The organism is Streptomyces sp. NPDC059002, from assembly GCF_042740435.1.
Classification (GTDB): domain Bacteria; phylum Actinomycetota; class Actinomycetes; order Streptomycetales; family Streptomycetaceae; genus Streptomyces.
The window spans coordinates 99,325-119,610 of the sequence record NZ_JBHYJI010000019.1 but is presented as its reverse complement, the minus strand read 5'-3'; the positions used below and the strand labels follow the sequence as shown (position 1 = coordinate 119,610).

The 20,286-nt window shown below is 69.5% G+C and carries 22 protein-coding genes; 3 read left to right on the top strand and 19 right to left on the bottom strand.

The window, feature by feature from the left end; all coding sequences use genetic code 11:
• Positions 1–81: 81 nt before the first annotated feature.
• From ACFWZ2_RS19575 to ACFWZ2_RS19560, 4 genes are all read right to left on the bottom strand, one after another.
• Positions 82–1,479, bottom strand: a complete 1,398-nt coding sequence (locus ACFWZ2_RS19575) for an AI-2E family transporter (RefSeq protein WP_384547243.1) — start codon at positions 1,477–1,479, stop codon at positions 82–84.
• Between the two features lie 136 nt (positions 1,480–1,615).
• The gene (locus ACFWZ2_RS19570; RefSeq protein ID WP_384547241.1) at positions 1,616–2,353 is read right to left on the bottom strand and encodes a lytic transglycosylase domain-containing protein; all 738 of its coding nucleotides are present in this window, start codon (positions 2,351–2,353) and stop codon (positions 1,616–1,618) included.
• 382 nt (positions 2,354–2,735) lie between these two features.
• The gene (locus tag ACFWZ2_RS19565) at positions 2,736–4,058 is read right to left on the bottom strand and encodes a PhoH family protein (RefSeq protein WP_384547240.1); all 1,323 of its coding nucleotides are present in this window, start codon (positions 4,056–4,058) and stop codon (positions 2,736–2,738) included.
• 345 nt (positions 4,059–4,403) lie between these two features.
• A complete protein-coding gene (locus ACFWZ2_RS19560; RefSeq protein ID WP_384547238.1) occupies positions 4,404–5,177 on the bottom strand; it encodes an isoprenyl transferase in 774 nt (257 codons plus the stop codon).
• Positions 5,178–5,288: 111 nt separating this feature from the next.
• Here ACFWZ2_RS19560 and mgrA point away from each other — a divergent pair, with 111 nt between their 5' ends.
• The gene (gene mgrA, locus ACFWZ2_RS19555; RefSeq protein ID WP_384547236.1) at positions 5,289–6,326 is read left to right on the top strand and encodes an L-glyceraldehyde 3-phosphate reductase; all 1,038 of its coding nucleotides are present in this window, start codon (positions 5,289–5,291) and stop codon (positions 6,324–6,326) included.
• A 75-nt stretch (positions 6,327–6,401) separates the two neighbouring features.
• On the opposite strand, the gene ACFWZ2_RS19550 is transcribed toward mgrA, so the two are convergent.
• A complete protein-coding gene (locus tag ACFWZ2_RS19550; RefSeq protein ID WP_384547235.1) occupies positions 6,402–6,878 on the bottom strand; it encodes a hypothetical protein in 477 nt (158 codons plus the stop codon).
• 359 nt (positions 6,879–7,237) lie between these two features.
• Between ACFWZ2_RS19550 and ACFWZ2_RS19545 the strand changes: the two genes are divergently transcribed.
• Positions 7,238–7,588 (top strand): DUF192 domain-containing protein, encoded by a 351-nt coding sequence (locus ACFWZ2_RS19545; protein WP_384547233.1) that lies wholly within the window; start codon positions 7,238–7,240, stop codon positions 7,586–7,588.
• A gap of 264 nt (positions 7,589–7,852) precedes the next feature.
• Here ACFWZ2_RS19545 and ACFWZ2_RS19540 read toward each other — a convergent pair whose 3' ends face one another.
• The 3 genes from ACFWZ2_RS19540 to ACFWZ2_RS19530 form a co-directional block, all read right to left on the bottom strand.
• Positions 7,853–8,236: a winged helix-turn-helix transcriptional regulator gene (locus ACFWZ2_RS19540; RefSeq protein WP_384547231.1), complete on the bottom strand. Its 384-nt coding sequence runs from the start codon at positions 8,234–8,236 to the stop codon at positions 7,853–7,855.
• Positions 8,237–8,287: 51 nt separating this feature from the next.
• Positions 8,288–9,112: a class I SAM-dependent methyltransferase gene (locus ACFWZ2_RS19535; protein ID WP_384547229.1), complete on the bottom strand. Its 825-nt coding sequence runs from the start codon at positions 9,110–9,112 to the stop codon at positions 8,288–8,290.
• Between the two features lie 118 nt (positions 9,113–9,230).
• Positions 9,231–9,929, bottom strand: coding sequence for a hypothetical protein (locus tag ACFWZ2_RS19530; protein ID WP_384547227.1), 699 nt, complete (start codon positions 9,927–9,929; stop codon positions 9,231–9,233).
• Between the two features lie 95 nt (positions 9,930–10,024).
• Between ACFWZ2_RS19530 and ACFWZ2_RS19525 the strand changes: the two genes are divergently transcribed.
• Positions 10,025–10,492 (top strand): nuclear transport factor 2 family protein, encoded by a 468-nt coding sequence (locus tag ACFWZ2_RS19525; protein ID WP_384547225.1) that lies wholly within the window; start codon positions 10,025–10,027, stop codon positions 10,490–10,492.
• Here ACFWZ2_RS19525 and ACFWZ2_RS19520 read toward each other — a convergent pair.
• From ACFWZ2_RS19520 to ACFWZ2_RS19470, 11 genes are all read right to left on the bottom strand, one after another.
• Complete coding sequence (locus ACFWZ2_RS19520; RefSeq protein WP_384547223.1) at positions 10,482–11,174, bottom strand: OmpA family protein; 693 nt, start codon at positions 11,172–11,174, stop codon at positions 10,482–10,484. The two genes, ACFWZ2_RS19525 and ACFWZ2_RS19520, sit on opposite strands and share 11 nt — an antisense overlap.
• 3 nt (positions 11,175–11,177) lie before the next feature.
• Positions 11,178–11,777 carry a hypothetical protein gene (locus tag ACFWZ2_RS19515; RefSeq protein WP_384547222.1) on the bottom strand — a complete coding sequence of 200 codons (600 nt, stop codon included), beginning with the start codon at positions 11,775–11,777 and terminating at the stop codon, positions 11,178–11,180.
• A gap of 32 nt (positions 11,778–11,809) precedes the next feature.
• Positions 11,810–12,418, bottom strand: coding sequence for a pilus assembly protein TadG-related protein (locus tag ACFWZ2_RS19510; RefSeq protein WP_384547287.1), 609 nt, complete (start codon positions 12,416–12,418; stop codon positions 11,810–11,812).
• Positions 12,415–12,621, bottom strand: coding sequence for a hypothetical protein (locus ACFWZ2_RS19505; protein WP_384547285.1), 207 nt, complete (start codon positions 12,619–12,621; stop codon positions 12,415–12,417). Before ACFWZ2_RS19505 ends, ACFWZ2_RS19510 begins: the two co-directional genes overlap by 4 nt.
• Positions 12,622–12,908: 287 nt before the next feature.
• A complete protein-coding gene (locus ACFWZ2_RS19500) occupies positions 12,909–13,799 on the bottom strand; it encodes a DUF5936 domain-containing protein (protein ID WP_384547220.1) in 891 nt (296 codons plus the stop codon).
• A gap of 72 nt (positions 13,800–13,871) precedes the next feature.
• Entirely contained in the window at positions 13,872–14,819 is a 948-nt protein-coding gene (locus ACFWZ2_RS19495; RefSeq protein WP_384547218.1) for a type II secretion system F family protein, read from the bottom strand.
• Positions 14,816–16,153, bottom strand: a complete 1,338-nt coding sequence (locus tag ACFWZ2_RS19490; protein ID WP_384547216.1) for a CpaF family protein — start codon at positions 16,151–16,153, stop codon at positions 14,816–14,818. The genes ACFWZ2_RS19495 and ACFWZ2_RS19490 overlap by 4 nt, the downstream gene beginning before the upstream one ends.
• 82 nt (positions 16,154–16,235) lie before the next feature.
• Positions 16,236–16,556, bottom strand: coding sequence for a TadE/TadG family type IV pilus assembly protein (locus ACFWZ2_RS19485; protein WP_384547215.1), 321 nt, complete (start codon positions 16,554–16,556; stop codon positions 16,236–16,238).
• 176 nt (positions 16,557–16,732) lie between these two features.
• On the bottom strand, positions 16,733–18,349 hold the full coding sequence (locus ACFWZ2_RS19480; protein ID WP_384547213.1) for a CpaE family protein: 1,617 nt from the start codon (positions 18,347–18,349) through the stop codon (positions 16,733–16,735).
• Positions 18,350–18,359: 10 nt separating this feature from the next.
• Positions 18,360–19,070: a Flp pilus assembly protein CpaB gene (gene cpaB, locus ACFWZ2_RS19475; protein ID WP_384547211.1), complete on the bottom strand. Its 711-nt coding sequence runs from the start codon at positions 19,068–19,070 to the stop codon at positions 18,360–18,362.
• Between the two features lie 105 nt (positions 19,071–19,175).
• A complete protein-coding gene (locus ACFWZ2_RS19470; RefSeq protein WP_384547210.1) occupies positions 19,176–20,096 on the bottom strand; it encodes a hypothetical protein in 921 nt (306 codons plus the stop codon).
• Between the last annotated feature and the right edge of the window lie 190 nt (positions 20,097–20,286).

Here is a 20,286-nt window from a genome sequence, read left to right as displayed (position 1 = left end):
CACAAGCGCCGGACGGGCTGGAGAGATCCAGCCCGTCCGGCGTTTGAGGACGAACTCGGCGAAGCCGGTGATCGACGCAGGCTAGGACGACGGCGGCTCGACCGGGGCAACCTCCGCGGCAGTGGCTCCGTGCGGCTGCGGCGACTGCTTGAGCGCGGCCTCCCGGGAGTACGCCCGCAAGTAACCGACCACCGTGTTCGTCACGGCGACCAGCGGCACCGCGACCACCGCGCCGCCGATGCCCGCGACCAGACCGCCCGCGGCGACCGAGAGCACCACCGCCAGCGGATGCACCCGCACCGCGCGGCCCAGGATGAACGGCTGCAGGATGTGGCCCTCGATCTGCTGCACCGCGAGGACCACGACCAGCGCCATCACGGCCGTGAACACGCCCTGCGTGACCAGCGCGACGACCACCGCGAGCGCGCCCGAGATCACCGCGCCCACCAGCGGGATGAACGCGAACAGGAAGATGAACACGGCGAGCGGCACCGCCATCGGCACCCCGAGGAAGTAGATGCCGAGCCCGATGAAGATGGCGTCGATCAGAGCCACTATCACCGTGCCGCGCACATACGCGGTGAGCGTGCGCCAGGCCCTGGGACCCGCTCCCTCGACGCCGGGCCGCGCCTGGGCGGGCACCAGCTTCAGCGTCCACTGCCAGATGCGCTTGCCGTCGTAGAGCAGGAAGAGCGTCGAGAACATCGCGAGCAGGATGCCGGTCATCGTCTCGACGATGACCGTGACGCCTTCGAGGCCCGCGGACGTCAGCTCGTCCGTATTGGCGCCGACCGCGTCGCGCAGGCTCTTGGCGATGTCGTTGATCTGGTCCTCGGTCACATGGAACGGGCTGTTGAGGAGCCACTTGCGCAGATCCTCGATGCCGTCCTGGACCTGCCGCGACAGTTCGTCGGCGTTCTCCATGACCTGCCAGACCACGAACCAGCCGACCAGGCCCATGATGACGAAGCCGAGGATCGCGGTGACGGCCGTCGCGAGCCCGCGCGGCAGTCCGAGCCGCTTGAGCCGGGCCACCGTGGGCTGCAGCATCGCGGTGATCAGCAGGGCGGCCACGAAGGCCAGCACCACCAACTGCACCGCGCTGATGACCTTCATGAGCACCCAGAGCGTGCCCGCGAGGACGAGCAGGCGCCAGCCCGCCTCGGCCGCGACCCGCATCCCCCACGGCACCGCCGCCACGGGATCGGGCCGTGCCGCTATGGCCGGCGCGTACGCGGGCGGCGGCGGCACATGCTCGTGCTCCGCGCCCTGCGCCTCTTCGTCGGTGCGGTCGTGGACGACGTCGGCCCGCGCCGCGGCATCCCGTGCCGCCGCGTCCCGCGCCAGATCCTCGCGGACCTCGCGGTCCACGTCCTCACCGGCCTCGGCGGCCTTGTCGCGGCGCTGTTCGTCCAACCGCTCGCCCATCTCGCTCAGCCCGGCGCCGAGCCGTCCGAGCCACCCTGGCACTCGCGACATGATCCGTCCTCTTCCCCCGTCTTTCCCCACCACTCCCCCCTGGAGCTGTCCGGACCGACCGTACACGTGCGAGACCCCTCACCGAAGGACGGTGAGGGGCCTCGAAAGGTTGAGCACGGTGCGGTCCCGTGACGACCTAGTACCAGCTGTTCGCCTGCCAGAAGCTCCATGCTCCGCACGGGCTGCCGTAGCGGTCGTTCATGTAGTTCAGGCCCCACTTGATCTGGGTGGCGGGGTTCGTCTGCCAGTCGGCACCGGCCGACGCCATCTTGGAACCCGGCAGCGCCTGGACGAGGCCGTACGCGCCCGAAGAGGGGTTGCTGGCCTTGTAGTTCCACGTCGACTCGTGGTTGACGATGTTGCTGAAGCACTGGAACTGGTCCCCGGGGACCATCTGCCGTGCCATCGCCTGGACCTGCGAGACGGAGTAAGAGCTCTGGGGAGCGAAGCTGGAGGCGTCGCGGCCGGAGGAGCGGCTGGCCTTGGTCTCGGCCTTCTCCTCACGCTCCTTCTTGGCGGCGGCCTTCTTGGCCGCCTCCGCCTTCTCCGCGGCCTGCTGCTTCTCGATCGCCGATGCGGCGGCCTGCTTGCGGGCCTCCTCCGCGGCGGTCTTCTTGGCTGCGGTGTCGGCGGCCATGGCCTGCGCGTCGGCCTGCTGCGTCAGGGACGCGGTCTGGACCTGGGCCTGCTGACCGGCGGGTATGTCTGCGAGGAGCGTCGCGTCGCTTGCCGCTGCCTCGAGGTCGTTCGAGTTCGAGGGCTGGGTGTCGCCCGAGGCAACACCCACGACAGCGCCGACGGTGGTGACCGCGGTGGCGGATGCCACGGCGAATCCCCGGACCGAAATCCGGCTCACACGGTTTCCTTCCAGCATCGCCCGCATAGGTGACCTCGCGGACGCAATCGTGCCCCTGGCACTGGCCTCCGCTTGCTGATCGGTCACGGGAGGCACGGGCCCGGTGGACAACTCCCGTTGTGGGAGCGCCGCGTGGTGCTTCGGGCGGCATGCGACGGCCACTATGAAGTTCTGTTGTGCTGTACCGCTGGGGGTACACGTGTGTCGCATGCGGGGCCTGACAGGACCCAGACTCTGCCCCAGCCGGACGCCGCAAGGCAATTCTCCGTTACGTGGGAAAGCTCACACCTCGTTTGCCCCAGGAGTTTTACGGAAAGCGACACGCGTCAAGACGCCGCCCGGCTAAGCTCCTTCGCTTTGCCGGGCGACGCCAACTGCCGCGTAACTACCGCGTACTGCCTCAGATCTGACCGTCCTCCAGCATTTCGGTCACCAGGGCCGCGATCTGCGAACGCTCCGAGCGCGTGAGCGTGACATGGGCGAAGAGCGGATGGCCCTTCAGCTTCTCGACGACGGCGACCACACCGTCGTACCGCCCCACGCGGAGGTTGTCGCGCTGGGCCACGTCATGGGTCAGTACGACACGGGAGTTCGCCCCGATCCGGGACAGCACGGTCAACAGGACGTTCCGCTCCAGGGATTGCGCCTCGTCCACGATCACGAACGCGTCGTGCAGCGAGCGCCCGCGGATATGGGTGAGCGGAAGCACTTCGAGCATCCCGCGCGCCGTGACCTCCTCGATGACCTCCTTGCCCGCCACCGAACCCAGCGTGTCGAAGACCGCCTGCGCCCAAGGGCCCATCTTCTCGGCCTCGGTGCCGGGCAGATAGCCGAGCTCCTGCCCGCCCACCGCGTACAGCGGCCGGAAGACCATCACCTTCTGGTGCTGCCTGCGCTCCAGGACGGCCTCCAGGCCCGCGCAGAGCGCTAGCGCGGACTTGCCGGTGCCCGCGCGCCCGCCCATCGACATGATGCCGACGTCCGGGTCGAGGAGCAGATCGAGCGCGATGCGCTGCTCGGCGCTGCGGCCCTTGAGGCCGAAGGCCTCCCGATCCCCGCGCACCAGACGGACGTTGCCCTCGGCCGTGACGCGGCCGAGCGCCTTGCCGCGCTCCGACTGGATGGTGAGTCCCGTGTGCACCGGCAGGTCGGCGACCTCGGGGACATACAGGGTGTCCTCCTCGAAGAGGAGGTCGACCTGCTCGCCGGAGAGGGTCAGTTCGGACATTCCGGTCCAGCCGGAGTCCGTGATGGCGAGCTCCGCGCGGTACTCCTCGGCGAGGAGCCCGACCGATGACGCCTTGATTCTGAGCGGGAGGTCCTTGGACACGACCGTGACGTCGTATCCCTCCGCCTGGAGATTGCGCGCTACGGCGAGAATCCGTGAGTCGTTGTCCCCCAACCGGTAGCCGGCCGGAAGCACGCCGGGATCGGAGTGGTTGAGCTCGACGCGCAGCGAGCCGCCCAGGTCCCCGATGGGGATCGGGGCGTCCAGGCGGCCGTGCCGGATGCGGAAGTCGTCCAGCAGACGCAGCGCCTGCCGGGCGAAGTAGCCGAGCTCCGGATGGTGCCGCTTGGCCTCCAGCTCCGTCACCACGACGACGGGCAGCACTACTTCGTGCTCGTCGAAGCGGGTCAGGGCATTGGGGTCGGCCAGCAGGACGCTGGTGTCGAGAACATAGGTGCGCCTGTCGGGCATGCGGCGCTTTGTGCTGGTCACCACGGAAGGACGTACCCCCTCGGATGAGGTCGGGGAGCGACGGAGGGTTTGCTGGGCCGGGTCGGGCGGGAAAAATCCCGGCCGGTCTCGGACCGCGATGCGCGGGCCGGAATCCGGCCCTCCCGATTCCCGACGGAGTACGTGCTCTCCGTGCGGTCGTCCTGGTGCAAAGGGCCTCCCGGGCGGACGGCCCCGTGCCGTCCGCTGAGATCCGACATCCGTGAATCGGACGTCGGCCTGGAAGGCTTATTCCCTCGAACAAGCGCAGCCATGCCACGGCATATGACGACGCGTTGGTTAACTCTGGGTTACCCCGACCTCAGGACCTCAGCCGCGGGGCGGGTGGCGTCAGCCGCCGTAGCGACGGTGCCGCGCCGCGTAATCACGCAGCGCGCGAAGGAAGTCGACCTTCCGGAACGCCGGCCAGAAGACTTCGCAGAAGTAGTACTCGGAGTGAGCGGTCTGCCAGAGCATGAATCCGGACAGGCGCTGTTCTCCACTCGTACGGATCACCAGGTCCGGGTCCGGCTGGGCCTTGGTGTAGAGGTGCTTGCCGATGAGGTCGACGTCGACCTTGTCCGCCACCTCCTCGAGCGAGTGCCCCTTGTCGGCGGCGTCGAGCAGCATCGAGCGGACGGCGTCGGCGATCTCCTGGCGCCCGCCGTAGCCGATCGCGACGTTGACCAGTATCCCGTCGACATCGGCCGTGGCCTCCTCCGCCTCCTTGAGGACGTTCCGCATCTCCGAGGGCAGGATGTCGGTGGCGCCGACGTGGTGGACGCGCCAGCGGCCGTCGCGGCCGAGCGAGCGGACCGTGTCCTCGATGATGCGGAGCAGCGGGCCCAGTTCCTCCTGGGGACGGTCGAAGTTGTCCGTCGAGAGCAGCCACAGGGTGACGACCTCGACGTCCGTCTCGCTGCACCAGCCGAGGAACTCACCGATGTTGTCCGCGCCCGCCTGGTGGCCCTGGACGGTGGTGGAACCGGCGGCCTTCGCCCAGCGTCGGTTGCCATCCATGATGACCCCGATGTGCTTGGGCACCTGTGCATGGTCCAGGTGGCCTTCCACCCGGCGTGCGTACAGCCTGACCAGCAGGCCGCGCAGCCTGTCCCGCAGGTTCACGGTCTCTTCAGCCCCTCCGTGCAGACGGCAGTCCCCGAAGGCGAAAGCCTACCGCCGTGAAACGGGGGCGTGCGCCACGGTGCTGCGGTGCTCTGCCGTAGCTTCGTCCCCATGAACGACACGTCTCTGTATCGCGCGGCAACGGACCGTTACGACTCGATGGAGTACCGGCGCACCGGCCGCAGCGGCCTGAAGCTGCCCGCCGTCTCGCTCGGCCTCTGGCACAACTTCGGCGACGACAAGGCCCTGGACACCCAGCGGGAGATCCTGCGTCGCGCCTTCGACCTGGGCGTCACGCACTTCGACCTGGCGAACAACTACGGCCCGCCGCCCGGTTCGGCGGAGCTGAACTTCGGCAAGATCTTCGCGCAGGACCTCGCGTCCCACCGTGACGAACTGGTCATCTCGACCAAGGCCGGATACCTCATGCACCCCGGCCCGTACGGCGAGTGGGGCAGCCGCAAGTACCTGCTCTCCTCGCTCGACGCGTCGCTCGGGCGGATGGGCCTGGACTACGTCGACATCTTCTACTCCCACCGCTTCGACCCGGACACCCCGCTCGAGGAGACGATGGGCGCGCTGGCCTCCGCCGTCCAGCAGGGCAAGGCGCTGTACGTGGGTGTCTCCTCGTACAACAGCGAGCAGACCGCCGAAGCGGCGCGCCTGCTGCGGGAGATGGGTGTTCCCGCGCTCATCCACCAGCCGTCGTACTCGATGATCAACCGCTGGACGGAGGAGGACGGCCTGCTCGACACCCTGGAGGAGGCGGGCATGGGCTGCATCTCCTTCGTGCCACTGGCCCAGGGCCTGCTCACGAACAAGTACCTGAAGGGCATCCCGGAGGGTTCGCGCGCGACGCAGGGCAAGTCCCTGGACCCGAACCTGCTCAGCGACGAGGTCGTACGCCGTCTGGGCGGCCTGAACGACATCGCGGCGGGCCGCGGCCAGTCCCTCGCCCAGCTCGCCCTCAACTGGGTGCTCCGCGACGAGCGGATGACCTCCGCGCTGATCGGCGCCTCCAGCGTCAAGCAGCTGGAGGAGAACGTGGCGGCGCTCGCCGGCCCGAAGCTGACGGACGAGGAGCTCGCCGCCATCGACACGTTCGCGGTGTCGACGCCGGGCACCAACATCTGGGCCGGGCGGGGCTGAGCGTTCCGCACGGGAGCCCCGGGCCGGATGCGTTCCGGACCGGGGCTCCCTATATCTCTATGTCCGTGGTGACCGTCAGCCGCGCGGGCGCTTGAACCACGCGCCCGCCACGCTCTGGGAGAGCAGGACGACGACGGCGATGGCGCCGAGCAGCGGCAGGAGTCCTGCGCCGTTGCCGCTGGCCGCGCCGCCGAGGGCCATGGCGATCTGGACGCTCATCAGGACGATGCACGTGACGCGGATTCCGTTGCCCACGGTGCCGAAGCGGAACGCCATGCCCGCGGAGACCAGCAGGCAGATGTTGACCCCGAGGGCCGCGCCCGCCGTCTCTGGGTTGACCGTGAAGATCAGGCCGATCGTGCCGAGGAGGAGGAGTCCTCCGAAGACCCAGAGGACGATCTGCGCGGCGCGGACGACGCCGGGCATCTGCTGCGGTGCCATCGGGCCGTAGCCGTAACCGTAACCCGGGTCCTGGGCGGGACCGGTGTAAGTGGGGAGAGAGGACTGGGGGTTGTGCTGCGGGCCGGGCGGTGGGGGGAACTGGTTCGACATGTCCCTGACGATAACTGGACGTCGATCTTCCGCCATCGGACGGACCCCGGAAATCCCTTCGCGACGGGGCGGCCGGAGCCGTCCGTCACACGGGCAAAAAAACGGGCCGGTCCGTGGGGGGGAGACGGACCGGCCCGAGGGGGGGTTTCCACCATAACCCTTCGTAAGTGATGCTGCGTGCATTGGCGTGCCACAACTACTCTCCGAGACCGCCCGGCGACTGCGAGACCCCGTTCTCACGGCGGAATTCGGCGTTCTGCGGCGGATTTCGGCCGGACCGGGCGGTACCCCCCAAGAGGGACCCCGGCGAGGTTCGCGCGCTTGACGCATCGGGCGGCCCGGCCGCTACCGTCGCGGCCATGGCGACGATGACGGTCTCCGGACCCCCCTCGGGCACGGTGCCGGAGATTCCGCTGGAGATCGCGGACTCGGCGCGGGCGCGGCGGCGCGGACTGCTCGGGCGCACGGGCGTGACGGGGGCGCTGTTGCTCACTCCGGCGCGCGGCGTGCACACCGTGCGGATGCGGTTCGCCATTGATGTGGCGTATCTGGACCGGGAGTTGCGGGTCCTGGCCGTACGCACGATGCGGCCGGGGCGGATCGGCCTGCCGCGGATGCGGGCCCGGCACGTCCTGGAGGCGGAGGCCGGGGCGATGACGCGGTGGGGCGTACGCCGGGGCACGCGGATCCTCGTGCACGGTGCCGGGTGAGGGCTCGCGGTGCCGCGCGGCCCCCTCCACCGCACGGCACCGCACGCGTAGCTTTGCTCACGCGAATTAGCCTTGGTCTGAACTTACGTGACACTTAGGGGCGGATCGAGCCAGTCTTCATAACGATGCGGAATCGAGGCTCCGGTTCCGGGACTTACCTCACCATGTAGGCGCCATGCGAAGGTCATGCGCTATGTGAGGTTCGTTCTGTATGTCGTACATGCCGTATGCCGCACACGTCCCTTAAGCGGCGCCACACGTCCCTTAAGCGGCGCAGTGATCACTGCCCGCCGCCCCGGAGGCGGCACCCGCCTTGTTCGCCACCACCTGCTGCATGTGCTCGTCGCCCCACACCCCGAGGGGAATCAGTGCGGCGTTGAGGGAGTCGCCGAGCGCGGTCAGCGAGTACTCGACCTTCGGCGGCACCTCCCGGTACACCTCGCGGTGCACGATCCCGTCCGACTCCAGCTCCCGCAGCTGCTGGATCAGCATCTTCTCGCTGACCCCGGCGATGAGCCGTCTGAGCTCGCCGAAGCGCAGCGTCTTCTCCGCGTGCAACGCCCACAGGATCATGGGCTTCCACTTGCCGCCGACGACATCCACCGCGGCGTCGAGCCCGCAGGAGTACGGCTCGTTGTCCTTCCGCATGGTCAACTCCTCTGATCCGGCCGGTCACTTGTCTGATCGACAGTACCGAAGCTACGGCTTGCGCAGCTCGAAGAGGTGCCGGGTGCTGTGGGCCACGAACGGGCCTTCCGCCTCGATCCGCTCGTGCAGTTCACGCAGCCGCGGCCGGTACGTCTCCACGTCGAAACCGGGCACCATCCAGATCACCTTGCGCAGGAAGTGCACGACGGCCCCCACGTCGAAGAACTCCATCCGCAGCCGCTCGGCCCGCAGGTCGACCACCTCGAGACCGGCCGCCTCCGCCTCGGCGCGCTCCAGGTCCGGGTGCCTGCTGTTCCTGGTCTCCGCCGACTGCGGCCCGAGGAAGTACTCCACGACCTCGAAGACGCTGGCGGGCCCCACGTGCTGCGCGAAGTACGTCCCCCCGGGGCGCAGCACGCGCGCGATCTCGTCGAAGTGGGCCTTCACCGGATGCCTACTGGTGACCAGGTCGAACGCCTCGCCCGCGAACGGCAGCGGGGCGTCCTCGGGCGACGCGACGACCACGACGCCCCGCGGATGCAGCAGCGCGGTGGCCTTGGCGACGTTCGCGGGCCAGCCTTCCGTGGCGACGGCCAGCGGCGGCAGCGCGGCGGCGGAGGCGAGGACCTCACCGCCGCCGGTCTGGATGTCGAGCGACGCCTGCGCGTGGGCGAGCCGCCGCGCCATGGACTCGGCGTACCGCCATGAGGGCCGCGCCTCGGTGGCCCTGCCGTCGAACCAGGAGAAGTCCCATCCGGCGGTGGGGGCGGCGACGGCCTCTTCGAGCAGGTCGTCGAAGGGGCGGGAGGTGCCGGGGGTGTGGGTGGGGCTGGCGGGTCCGGTGGGGTCGGTGGGGTCGGTGGGGTCGGTGCTCATGGGGCAATCCTGGCATTTGCGGTGCGGGAGGCACATCCGGGTTTCCGGGGTGCAGGGTTCCAGGGCTTTGCGCGGTGCGGCCCGATCCGGAGCGGCCCGCACCGGCCCGGCGGGTGCCTCACAGGTCCTGCCAGACGTGGCCCTCCAGGTAGGAGGACTCGCCGCGGAAGAACCAGTCCGCGAGGTCGCCGATGCGTTCGAGGCAGGCCTCGTAGTAGGTGTCGGGCGTGGGCCTCGGGAAGTCCGGATGCGCGGTCCAGGACGGGACGGCCGTCGCCATCTCGTAGAACCCGTCGGCGAGCCAGCGGTCGACCTTGTCGCTCGACTGCCAGTACGCACAGGCGACCCGCATGGCGCGCTCCAGGCGGGTGAAGGCCGCGCGGTCCCACGTCAGTTCGCAGCGCAGCGCGAGCAGGAAGCTGCCCTCCTGCGCGGCGAACTCCCGGCGCAGGACGTCCATGGCCTTCTCCACGTGGTCGATGGGGAGCCCGACGAAGCTGAGCCGACTGGGCATGAACTCCGCGGCGAACTCGGCGAAGTCGTCGCGCAGATGGGTGGGATCGGCCGGTTTCAGCCGGATCTGCTGCCGGTCCGGGTCCGCCCACCACACCTCGAACTCCGCGACGGTCCCCTCCACCGGCCAGCGCTCCTCGGCCCGGGCGAGAAACACCACGTCCACGAACCCGCCCACCGGCAGCCCGACATCCACGAAGACGCCGATCATCCCTGGGCGGGGGACGCCGACGACGGTGCCGGTCAGGCGCTGCCCGAAACGCAGTTCGCCCCGTAGCGCGGCCCACGCGTCCTGACTGATCACGGCCGCATTCTCACTTCGGGCGTGGCGCCTCCGCTCGGCAACAGGGACACTCCCCCACAGTCGCGCATACCGTCCCGGACCGGGAGGACCGCACCATGGCATTGACCCGCCAGACCATGACCGACGAACAGCGCAAGTCGGTGGCGCTCGCGTACCTCAAGGCATTCGACCGGGGCGGCAAGACGCCCGGCGGCACCCCGCTCATCGACCTCTTCGCGGACGACGCGCAGGTCTACTTCCCCAAGTGGGGCCTGGCCGACGGCAAGCCGCGGATCGAGCGGCTGCTCGGTGACGTGGGCGGCACGATCCGGTCCATCACACACCACTACGCCGAGTTCAACTGGATCTTCTCCGGCACGGACGTCGTCGTCTGCGAGGGCACCAGCCACGGTGAACACCGGGACGGGGGCTGGCGCGCGGGGGTGCCCGAGTGGGGCGCCGGCCGGTTCTGCGACGTCTTCGAGATACGGGACTGGCTGATCCACCGGTGCTTCATCTACCTGGATCCGGATTACGCGGGCGGGGACGCGGGGCGGTACCCGTGGCTGGGGCTCAGCCGCTAGTCCCGTCGGCTCCACCGGTCCCACCGGTCCCACCGGCCCCATCGGTCCCGGACGACCCTCGTGGGAACGACACCTCGACCCTGCGGTTCTTCTTGCGGCCCTCCTCCGAGCCGTTGTCCGCGATCGGGTAGTCCTCGCTGTAGCCGCGTACGGCGTACGTGACCTCGGGGCCCAGATAGCCCGCCAGCTTGTCGTGCACGGCTTCCGCGCGCTCGCGGGAGAGTTTCTTGCCGTGGCCGTAGGAACCGAGATTGTCCGTGAAGCCGAACACCCTTACGTCCGTGGCCTTCTGATTCTTCGCCTCCTCCGCGATCGCCTTGATACGGGCATTCGCCTCCGGGTTCAGCTTCGCGCTGTCCTTCGGAAACAGCACCTCCGCCTGCAACGCGAACTTCACGTCCGTATTCGTGTCCTCCCGACGCTCCTCACCACCGAGGTCCTCGACGACGGACTTGATGTCCAGCACCTTGGCCGGCGCGAGAGTCGCCCCGTCGGCCAGCTTCAGCCCCGGGCTGTTGGAGTCGACTTCGGGGGGCGGGGAGCTGGTGGTACTGCCCGGCGGGGAGCTGGGGTCGCCGCCATCCGCCCAGGAGGGGGTGGGGGTGGCGAGGAGGATCAGGGTAGTGAGGGCGGTGAGGGTGGCGATGCCGGTCGTGCGGGTGAGGGGGTGGCGGGTGGTCATGGGTCACTCGCCCTCGGAGATCTCTATGGGGGCGGGGGGCATGGCGCCTACTTGGAAGTTGACTTTGCTGGTGCCCTCGGGAGGGGCCGGGAACTGGGCGAACCAACTGGCCGATTCCCCTTGCCTCACACGGCCGTTGAACTTGGTGCAGAGGCAGCGCCCGGATGTATCCCTGAGGACGAGGTACTTCTTCTTACCCTCCGCGTCGACCAGACTGGCCCCGGAAAGGGAACCGCCGTTTGACCTCAGCTCCCTTTCATCACTGGCCCAGTTGGCACCCATCCACGATTGGCTGCCGTTGTTCGTCACCGTGCCGGAAACCGTGATGAAGCCACCGCCGTCACGCTGGGCCGAAGTGATCGCGACGCTGATGTCACCGTCCTTCGACTCCGCCAATATCTTGTCGGCAGAGGGCGCGTCGCTCTGCTTCCGCTCGTCATCACCCCCGTCCTTCTTGTCGGACGGAGCCGAGGGTTTGGACTTGTCGGGCTTTCCTTCCCCGCCATCCCCGCCGCCGCAACCAGCGACCGTGAGAACCAGTCCCGTCGTGACCGCCACAGCGGTCATTGCCCTGCGGGCCATCATGGTGCGCCACCTACTCATGGCTACGGCTTCCTTCCTTCGTCGATCGCCGGTCAGTCGGCCAGATGGACAGAGAAGAGGACGGACGCGTCCGGGAGATCGTCCTGATCGAAGTCGTCCGGATCGATCTCGATGGATTCGCCGCCGTCGCACCTGAGTTCCACGGCCTTCTCCGGGTCGGACGATGGAGCGGCGTCGCAGCGCGGCTTGATGATGGCGGTGGCGTGAGCCTTGGCATGCTTGGATTCCGTGCCCGGGATGATCGAATCGCCGACGGTGTACTTGGTCTCGATCTCCGCCCGGAAGCCCGGATAGCCGTTCACTTCGGCCGGGCCGAAGGCGATGACGGTCGAGTCGTTGTCGGCGGCCAATGCGTCCGCCGCCCCTCGGGCCCCGTCGCCGGTGAACATGTCGCCCGCGATCCAGTCGAGCCAGTCGTCGCCCTCGCCCATGGACAGCTCTAATCCATCGATGAGTTCGTCCCTGGCATCCTGAGCTGCGGCCAATGCCGCTGCGTCAGCGGCCGACTGGGCCCCATTGCGCGCCGATGCCGCTTGGGCGAACGCGAAGAAGGCGAACGCAACAAAGAGCAGAATCCCCGTCATCCAGATATAGATGGGAAGAGTCTGCCCTCGATCGCCGCCCGGGCGGCCAGCGGTCAGCCACCACCGACCACGTCGTCGACGGCGTCCCCAATGGCACCGGAGATCGTCCCGTCCAGCCCCAACTGGTCGATCAACGTGAAGATCCCCGCAATAAGAATCATGAGCCCCGCATACTCCACGAACCCCGCCCCCGCGTCCCGCCGCCCCCCTCGGACCCGGGACGCCACGGCGACCGTCCAGTCGACCCAGACTCTGAGCACGCGTTCCTTCAGCACGACGGCCTCTTCTCTCCCACCCGATACCGCGCCCTTTGTGGTCAGAGGCAACGTACGCCACCACGCGTACATCGGCAGCAACTCTGCGCAACCGATTGGCCAACAAGCGCGCGCTCTCCGCAAGTTGGCGGATTCCCTTCCCCCTCGGTGAGATCACCATGCACGACGCCCCCTCCGGCGAACCGTGAACTCAGCCCTGACTGTCCCACATCGAGTTGCATCCGCGAAGGGCTTTCGCGGAGTCGATGTTCGTGCGGTGGCCCGGCGCATTCTCAGCGGCCCAGGATGGAGCCGAAGTCGGAGCCCGAGCCGAGGAACATGCCTGCCGCGATGAGGATCATCGTGGCGGGGAGCATGAAGACGAGGGTGACCATCGTCGCCTTGGGGATTGTTTTCGCGGCGCGGCGGCGGGAGTTCTGGGCGTCGGTGCGGCGCATGTCGGTGGCGAGCTGGATGAGGGTGTCGGCGATGGGGGAGCCCAGTTCTTCGCCCTGTTGGAGGGCGGAGACGAACTGGGCGACCTGTTCGGAGGCGTTGCGGCGGCGGAGGTCGTCGAAGGCCTGGCGGCGACTGACGCCCATGTCCATCTGGCGGAGGGTGATGCGGAGTTCGTCGGCCCAGGGGCCCTCGTACTTCTCGGCGACGCGGTCGAGCGCCTGACGGAAGCCGAGGCCTGCGGAGACGACCACGGCGAGGACGTCGAGGAAGTCGGGCAGGGTGCGGTCGATGACTTCTTTGCGTTCTCTGATCGCCTGCCAGATCAGCGCGTCCGCCGCCGTCGCGCCGAAGGCGAGGGTCAGCAGGCCGAAGAGCGGGGAGCCGTTCACGAAGAATACGAGGCCGAGGACGATGCCGAAGACGCCGTAGACCGCACGGCGGGCCGCGTACCGGTCGATGGTGAGGCCGCCGGGGTTGCCCGCCATGTCGATCCTGCGGCGCTTGGCGTCGACGCGCCTCTGGCCCATCAGGCGCAGGACGAGAGGGGCGAAGCGCATGCCCAGGCGGTCCACCGCGGAGCCCGCCACGGAGACGCGGGTGGCGCCGACCTCCAGGGCGACCGCCAGGTCGGAGGGCAGCTTCGCGTCCGCGCGGTACATGCGGATGCCTTGGCAGACACCCGCCACGGCCAGGCCCATCACCGCCGCCAGCACCAGCGCGATCAACACAACTCCCTTGATTTTCCGTCGGTTTACTCGGACTTCAGTGGATTCTTCTCGATCTCGATCAGACCTCGATCAGACCTCGATCTTGCCCAGGCGTCTGATCACGAAGAAGCCGATGCCGTACAGGCCCAGCGAGATCAGGATCAGTGTCTGGCCCACCGGTGAGCCGGTCACCCGCTCCAGTGCGCCCTCGTTCGACGAGTTGATCAGGAGCAGGGAGCCGAGGCCGAGGAGCGGGACGGTGAAGGCCGTCGCGTGGACCTCGGAGAGCATCGTGCGGACCTCGCGCCGGGTCTCCTTGCGGTCCTCCAGGGTCTGGGTGAGGTTGCGCAGGGAGTTGACCACCGTGCCGCCCGCCTTGTTGGACAGGACCAACGTGGTGACCAGGACTATCAGTTCGCGGGACGGGAGGCGTTCGGCCAGTTCGCCCAGGGTGTCGTCGACGGAGCGGCCGAGCGTCAACTGGTCGGCGACGTGCGAGAGTTCCTCGCCCGCCGGGGCTTCGAGCTCCTCCGCGGCCATCGCCAGCGAGGTGCGCAGGGCGAGGCCCGCGGCCGTCGCGTTGGCCAGGATGCGGGCGACGTCGGGGAGTTGGTTGATGAACGCCTCGATGCGTTTCTGCCGCTGCCAGTTGAGGAAGGCGACCGCGCCCCACACCGCGACGACGCCCGCGATCGGGCCGAAGAAGGGGGCGAGGGTCGCGGCCGCGATCAGCCAGAGTGCGGCGACGACCGCCACGACGTACGTGAAGAACTCGCCCGCCGTCAGGTCGAGCCCCGTCGAGGCGAGCCGCAGCTGGATCTGGCGGCCGAGGCGGGTGCGGCGCAGCCTGCGGTCGACGGCGGCGAAGCGGCGGGCGCGGCCGGGCGGGCCGCCGTCGCCGGTGCCGGGGCCGAGCGCCAACCGGTCGACCAGGGCCTGCCGTTGGGCCCGTCCCGACGCGTACGTATGGACGCCTGCGACCGCGAGCGTGCCCGTCAGGATCGTGGCGCCCAGCGCGAGGAGGGCAGGGTTGTTCATCCGATGGCTTCCCTCGTGTTCAGTACGTCGATGGCCTCGGCCACCCCGAACGCCGGTGGCACCGGTTCGTTCGCGACGTACAGCTTGTCGGCGATCTCGCGCGGCAGCGGCAGATGTTCGAAGTAGCCGTGCACGACGCGGTCGGGGCCGAGCGGCCGTGGCACGAAGCGGGTGACCGGCACGATGCGGAACTGCTGGCGGCCGTGCGAGACGAGGAGGACGATCTCGGAGACCTTGCGGGAGCCGTCGCCGTGCCGGGTCAGCTGGACGACCACGTCCACCGCGGAGTTGATCTGGTCCCGCAGCGCCTCGAAGGGGATCTGGACCTCCGACATCGAGCCGAGGGTCTGCAGCCGCATCAGGGCGTCCTCCGCCGCGTTCGCGTGGACGGTCGCCAGCGAGCCGTCGTGGCCGGTCGACATCGCCTGGAGCATGTCGAGGGTCTCGCCGCCGCGTACCTCGCCGACGATGATGCGGTCGGGGCGCATCCGCAGGGCGTTCCTGACCAGGTCGCGGATGGTGATCTGGCCCTTGCCCTCGACGTTCGGGGGGCGGGATTCGAGGCGGATGACGTGCTCCTGCTGGAGCTGGAGCTCCGCCGAGTCCTCGATGGTGATGATGCGCTCGTGCGAAGGGAGCAGGCCGGAGAGGGCGTTGAGGAGGGTCGTCTTGCCGGAGCCGGTGCCGCCGCTGACGATGACGTTGAAGCGGGCCCGTACGAACGCGGCGAGCAGCATCAGCATGTGCTCGTCGAGCGAGCCGAGGCCGATGAGTTCCGGCAGCGTGTAGGCGCGCGGGAAGCGGCGGATGGTGAGGGTCGCGCCGGTGAGGGCGAGCGGCGGGATGATGACGTTGACGCGTTCGCCGGTGGGCAGGCGGGCGTCGACCATCGGGCTCGACTCGTCCACGCGGCGGTTGACGGTCGACACGATGCGTTCGATGGTCTGCATCAGCTGGTCGTTCGAGGCGAAGCGGAGCGGGAGCTGTTCCACGCGGCCGTTGCGTTCGACGAAGATCGAGTCGGGGCCGTTCACCATGATCTCGGTGATGGACGCGTCGGCGAGCAGCGGTTCGAGTACGCCGAGTCCGAGTGCCTCGTCGACGACGCGGCGGATCAGCTGGGCGCGCTCGGAGGTGGAGAGGACGGGGCCCTCGCGGCTGATGATGTGGCCGAGCACGCGCTCCAGGCGGACGCGGCGGTCGGCCGCGGCGAGCGAGGACATCTCGGCGAGGTCTATCTCTTCGAGGAGCTTGGAGCGGTAGACGGCGACGAGGCCGTCGTCGCGGCTCGGCTCGGTCTGGTGCGTGGGGGCCACGCGGTCCCGCAGGCTCATGTCGTCCTTCGACCTCCTTCGTCCGTGGGTCTGTTCGTCCGTGGGTCTGTTAGTCCGTGGGTCTGTTCGTCCGTGGGCCTGTTCAGCCGTCGTCGTCGTTGGGCATCGTGGCCTTCTTGGTGACGCTCCAGTCCGTGTCCACGAAGGGGAGCAGGGTGGGGACCTGGACCTCGACGGTGGCGGTCGTCGTGGTGCCGGTTCGGCTGACGCCTACGTCCGCGTCCAGGCTGCCGTCCATGGCCGCCCGGCCCGCGGCCTCGCCGGAGTCGCCCTGGGAGGCGGCGCGGGACGCTGCGCGGGCGGCTGATCCGGCCTGGTTCGCGGCGTAGCCGACCAGGCCCAGCTGGATCGCGGCGAGGCCCACCAGGAGGAGGATCGGGAGGAAGCCCGCGAATTCCAGCATGGAGACGCCGTGGTCGCCCCATCGGCGCCGGCGGGACGCCTCCGTTCCGGCGCCCCGCACCGTGGGCTGTGCCCGCCTTTCCCCCAGCTCTCGGCTTCGCTCGAGCAGGGGAGACCCCACTCGCCCTGCGGAACGATTGCCCACAGCAGTAACGGCACGCCTGCTCACAGTGGGACTCACCCCTCCCCCTCCTTCGCCGCCCCCGCCTCCCCCTCCACCGTCCAGCCCGCGTCGAAGCCGGGGAGGAAGACGGGGACGTTCAGGGAGACGTGGGCTTTCCAGACGGGGCCCTCGTCGGTGCAGGAGATCGAGGCGTTCTGCCAGGCGTCGGGGAGGTGTTCCCTGGCGGCGTTGGAGCAGGCGCCCGCCGCGCCGGTGCCTGCCGCGTGGGCGGCTGTCGCGGCGCGGGCCGCCTCGTCGGCGGCGTTTCCCGCGAGGGAGTACGAGTAGCCGTAGAGCGCGCACTGCCAGAGGATCGTCATGACGACGAGCAGCAGCGGGAACATCCCGGCGAATTCCAGGGTGACCGCGCCCCGGTCGCCGGTCGCGGTCTTCTTGCGCAGGGTGAGGCCGGTGCGCCTGCCGTTGCCCGTGGCGGCCTGGTCGACGAGGCCGAGTTCGCCGGCGAGGCCCCACAGGGCCTGTTTCACGGAGGAGCGGCTGTCGAGGTCCTGCATGCGGCCCGCGTCGACGGCGGCCTGGAGTTCCTTGAAGGCGGCGGGCACGGTGATCCGGGCCACCTTCGTGCCGGTGACGCGTTCCACCAGGGAGGGCTGGATCTCCGCGCCCTTGCCGTGCCGGTTGACGACGGTGACGGTCTCCTCGGCCTTGCGGATCTGGAGGCGGTCCCAGAGCCGCACCATGCGTTTGGCGGCGCGTACGGCGACGACGTCGGGGGTGACGAGGAGCAGGGCCTGGTCGGCGAGTTCGACGGCGACGGCGCCGGCCGCGGTGACGTAGGCGCCGCAGTCGACGATGACGACGTCGTAGCGGGCGCGCAGGGCGCCGAGGGTCTGGCGGGCGACGCGGTCGGTGACTTCTTCGCCGCGTTCGCCGTCGGCGGGGGCGAGGAGGAGGCCGATGCCGGTCTCGTGGGTGTAGACGGCATCCTGGAGGACGCGGGGCGTGATGTCGGTGATGGCGGCGAGGTCGGCGACGGAGCGCCGGAACTGCACGTCGAGGTAGGAGGCGACGTCGCCGGACTGGAGGTCGAGGTCGAGGAGGGCGACGGAGCGGCCGGACGCCTGGGCGGCAAGGGCGAGTTGGACGGCGGTGAGGGTCGCCCCGACGCCGCCCTTGGCCCCGCTGACCGTGACGACGGTGCCCGCGCCGGGCGCGCCGGGGGCACCGCCGCCCGCGTACAGCTCCAGGCTCCCGCTGCCCAGGTGGCGTCGCATTCCGGTGGACCAGGCCGCGGCCGCCTGGACGCGTTCGGCGAGGGCGTCGTAGGCGAGGGGGAAGTTCACGATGCCGCGTGCGCCGGAGTCCATGGCGGCGGTGAGGAGGCCGGGGCTGGTGTCGGCGGTGATCAGGACGACGCCGACGGCGGGGAAGCGCAGGACGAGGTCGCGGATGAGGTCGAGGGCGGGGACGGGGCCGATGCGCTCGTGCACGAGGACGACTTCGGGCAGTTCGTCGAGCGATTCGGCGGCGAGCCCGGCGAGGGTGTCGAGCAGGGCGGTGGAGTCGCCGACGGGCAGGGCGGGTTCGGCCTCGGGGAGCTGTCCGACGAGCGTGGACAGGGCCCGGGCGGCGTCGATGTCGCCGACGGCGGGGAGGATCCGCGTGGTCATACGAGACCTCCTACTTGTCCTCGTCGAGGGTGTACGTCCGGTCGCGCGGCGGCACGGTGGCGTCGCCGCCCGCACCGACGAGGGCGAGCCGGACGTGGGTCGCGAACGACTCGGCGTACGCGACGCGCTGGGCGTCCGCCGTGCCGAGGGCGAAGGTGATCGGCACGGCCTCCGTCGCCTTGCGGCGGGTGCGGTCGTCCTGGTTCGGTTCGAGCGGGGTCAGCTTGCCGACGTCGAGCACCTTGGCGCCCTCCACGATGACTTTGGACTGGTCCTTCGCCTTGTCGGTCTCGCCCTTGAAGGTGGCGTAGATGTTGACCGTCGAGCCGGGGGTGATCTTGCCCGCGACGCCGGTGGCGGCGTCGATCATGATGGCGATCTCCTGCTGGCCCGGGCCGAGTTCGGGCCGTTTGACGATCATGTCGGACTGGAGCAGGGAGCCCTTGCGCAGCTGGGTCACCGCGATCTTGCCGCGGATCTCGCCGAGGTCGGTGACGGCGTTGTCGGACAGCCACCGCTCGGGCATCTCGACCTTCTCGAACTGTCCCGCGGTCAGTTCCTTGTAGGGCGCGATGTCCCCTTTGAGCTTGTACGCCGCGACCTCGGGGCCCACCTTCGAGTTGACGTCGCGGATCACGGAGAGGACGCCCGCGAACGCGCCGAACGCGCACAGGACCGACAGAACCAGCAGGATGACGCCGCGGCGCTGGCGTGAGTTCATGGGCCGTACTACCTCGATCGGGTGCGGTTGGCTACGGACGGTGAGCGGGGTGGTGCGCGTGCGGTCGTCGGTCGCGTACGAGGTGCGAGGGCGGTGCGGTGCGGTCTAGGTCGCGCCCCTGGGCAGGGCGTTGACACTGCGGGGCGGCAGGGCGCGGGCCCCCGGCGAGGGGCGTTCGCCGGGCGGGGGCAGCGGTGCGGCGCAGAACGCGCAGCGGTCGCCGATGAGTTCGAGCCCGCACCAGTGGCAGTCGTCGCGGCGCACGGACGACACGAGCTGGTAGAGCACGGAGATGTCCGGGATGGCCGCGGCGAACTCGACGAGCTTGCCGGTCGCCCACCAGCGCGCGGACTCCGCGGGCAGCCGCACCTCTTCGACCCCCTGGCAGTGCCAGACGGGGGCGAGTGCCGTGGTGACCCAGTCGGGGGCGATGCGGCCCGGTGCGTACAGCATCTTCGTGCCGAATCCCGGTCCCGGCAGGTGCGCGTCGCCGTCGGCGGTGACCTTGGCCAGCTCGGGGCGCGGCGTGGCGAGCACGGCGAACTGGGTGCCGGGCACCCAGGACTTGGCGTGCGACTGGAGGGTGACGGGCACGCGGTCGAGCCGGGCGACGGAGCCGAGCAGGGCGCCCGCGTAGATGTAGTGGGAGAGCAGCCGCGCGGCGGACGCGAGCACGCCGGGGCTGAAGTCGCAGACGGACAACTGCCGCAGCTGCAGGGCGAGTACGGCGATGCCGAGGGGCGGCAGGTCCGAGCGCAGGATCGCGATGCGGTCGCTCTCCAGGACCGAGCGGATCGCGTGCAGGCGGTGTCTGACGGACGCGGGCGCGGAGGCGGGGCACAGGACCACCACATAGCCGTGGTGCTCGATGAGCGTGTGCATCTCGGTGAGGGACTGGTCCAGCGAGTACGTCCGCGGGGACTGCACGGCCGACTGCAGGACGGCGGCCGACGGGGTGTGCCGGTCGGGTGACGGCAGCACGAGATCGGGGCCGGTGACGGCTATGGCGGTCGGCAACGCGTACACCCCCGGTCCTCGTGCACTCCTGCCTCAGCACCATATCCACGTCATGGTCGCCCCAACACCCAACTTCCCACTGTTCATGTGGAGGTGGGCCCCTGTCGGCGCGAACCGAGTGGTGCTTGAGGGCTTGACAACTCAATTGGTCTGGACCAGCTTGTACGACCAAGCCAGGAGACACCATGCCGAGCGGGCA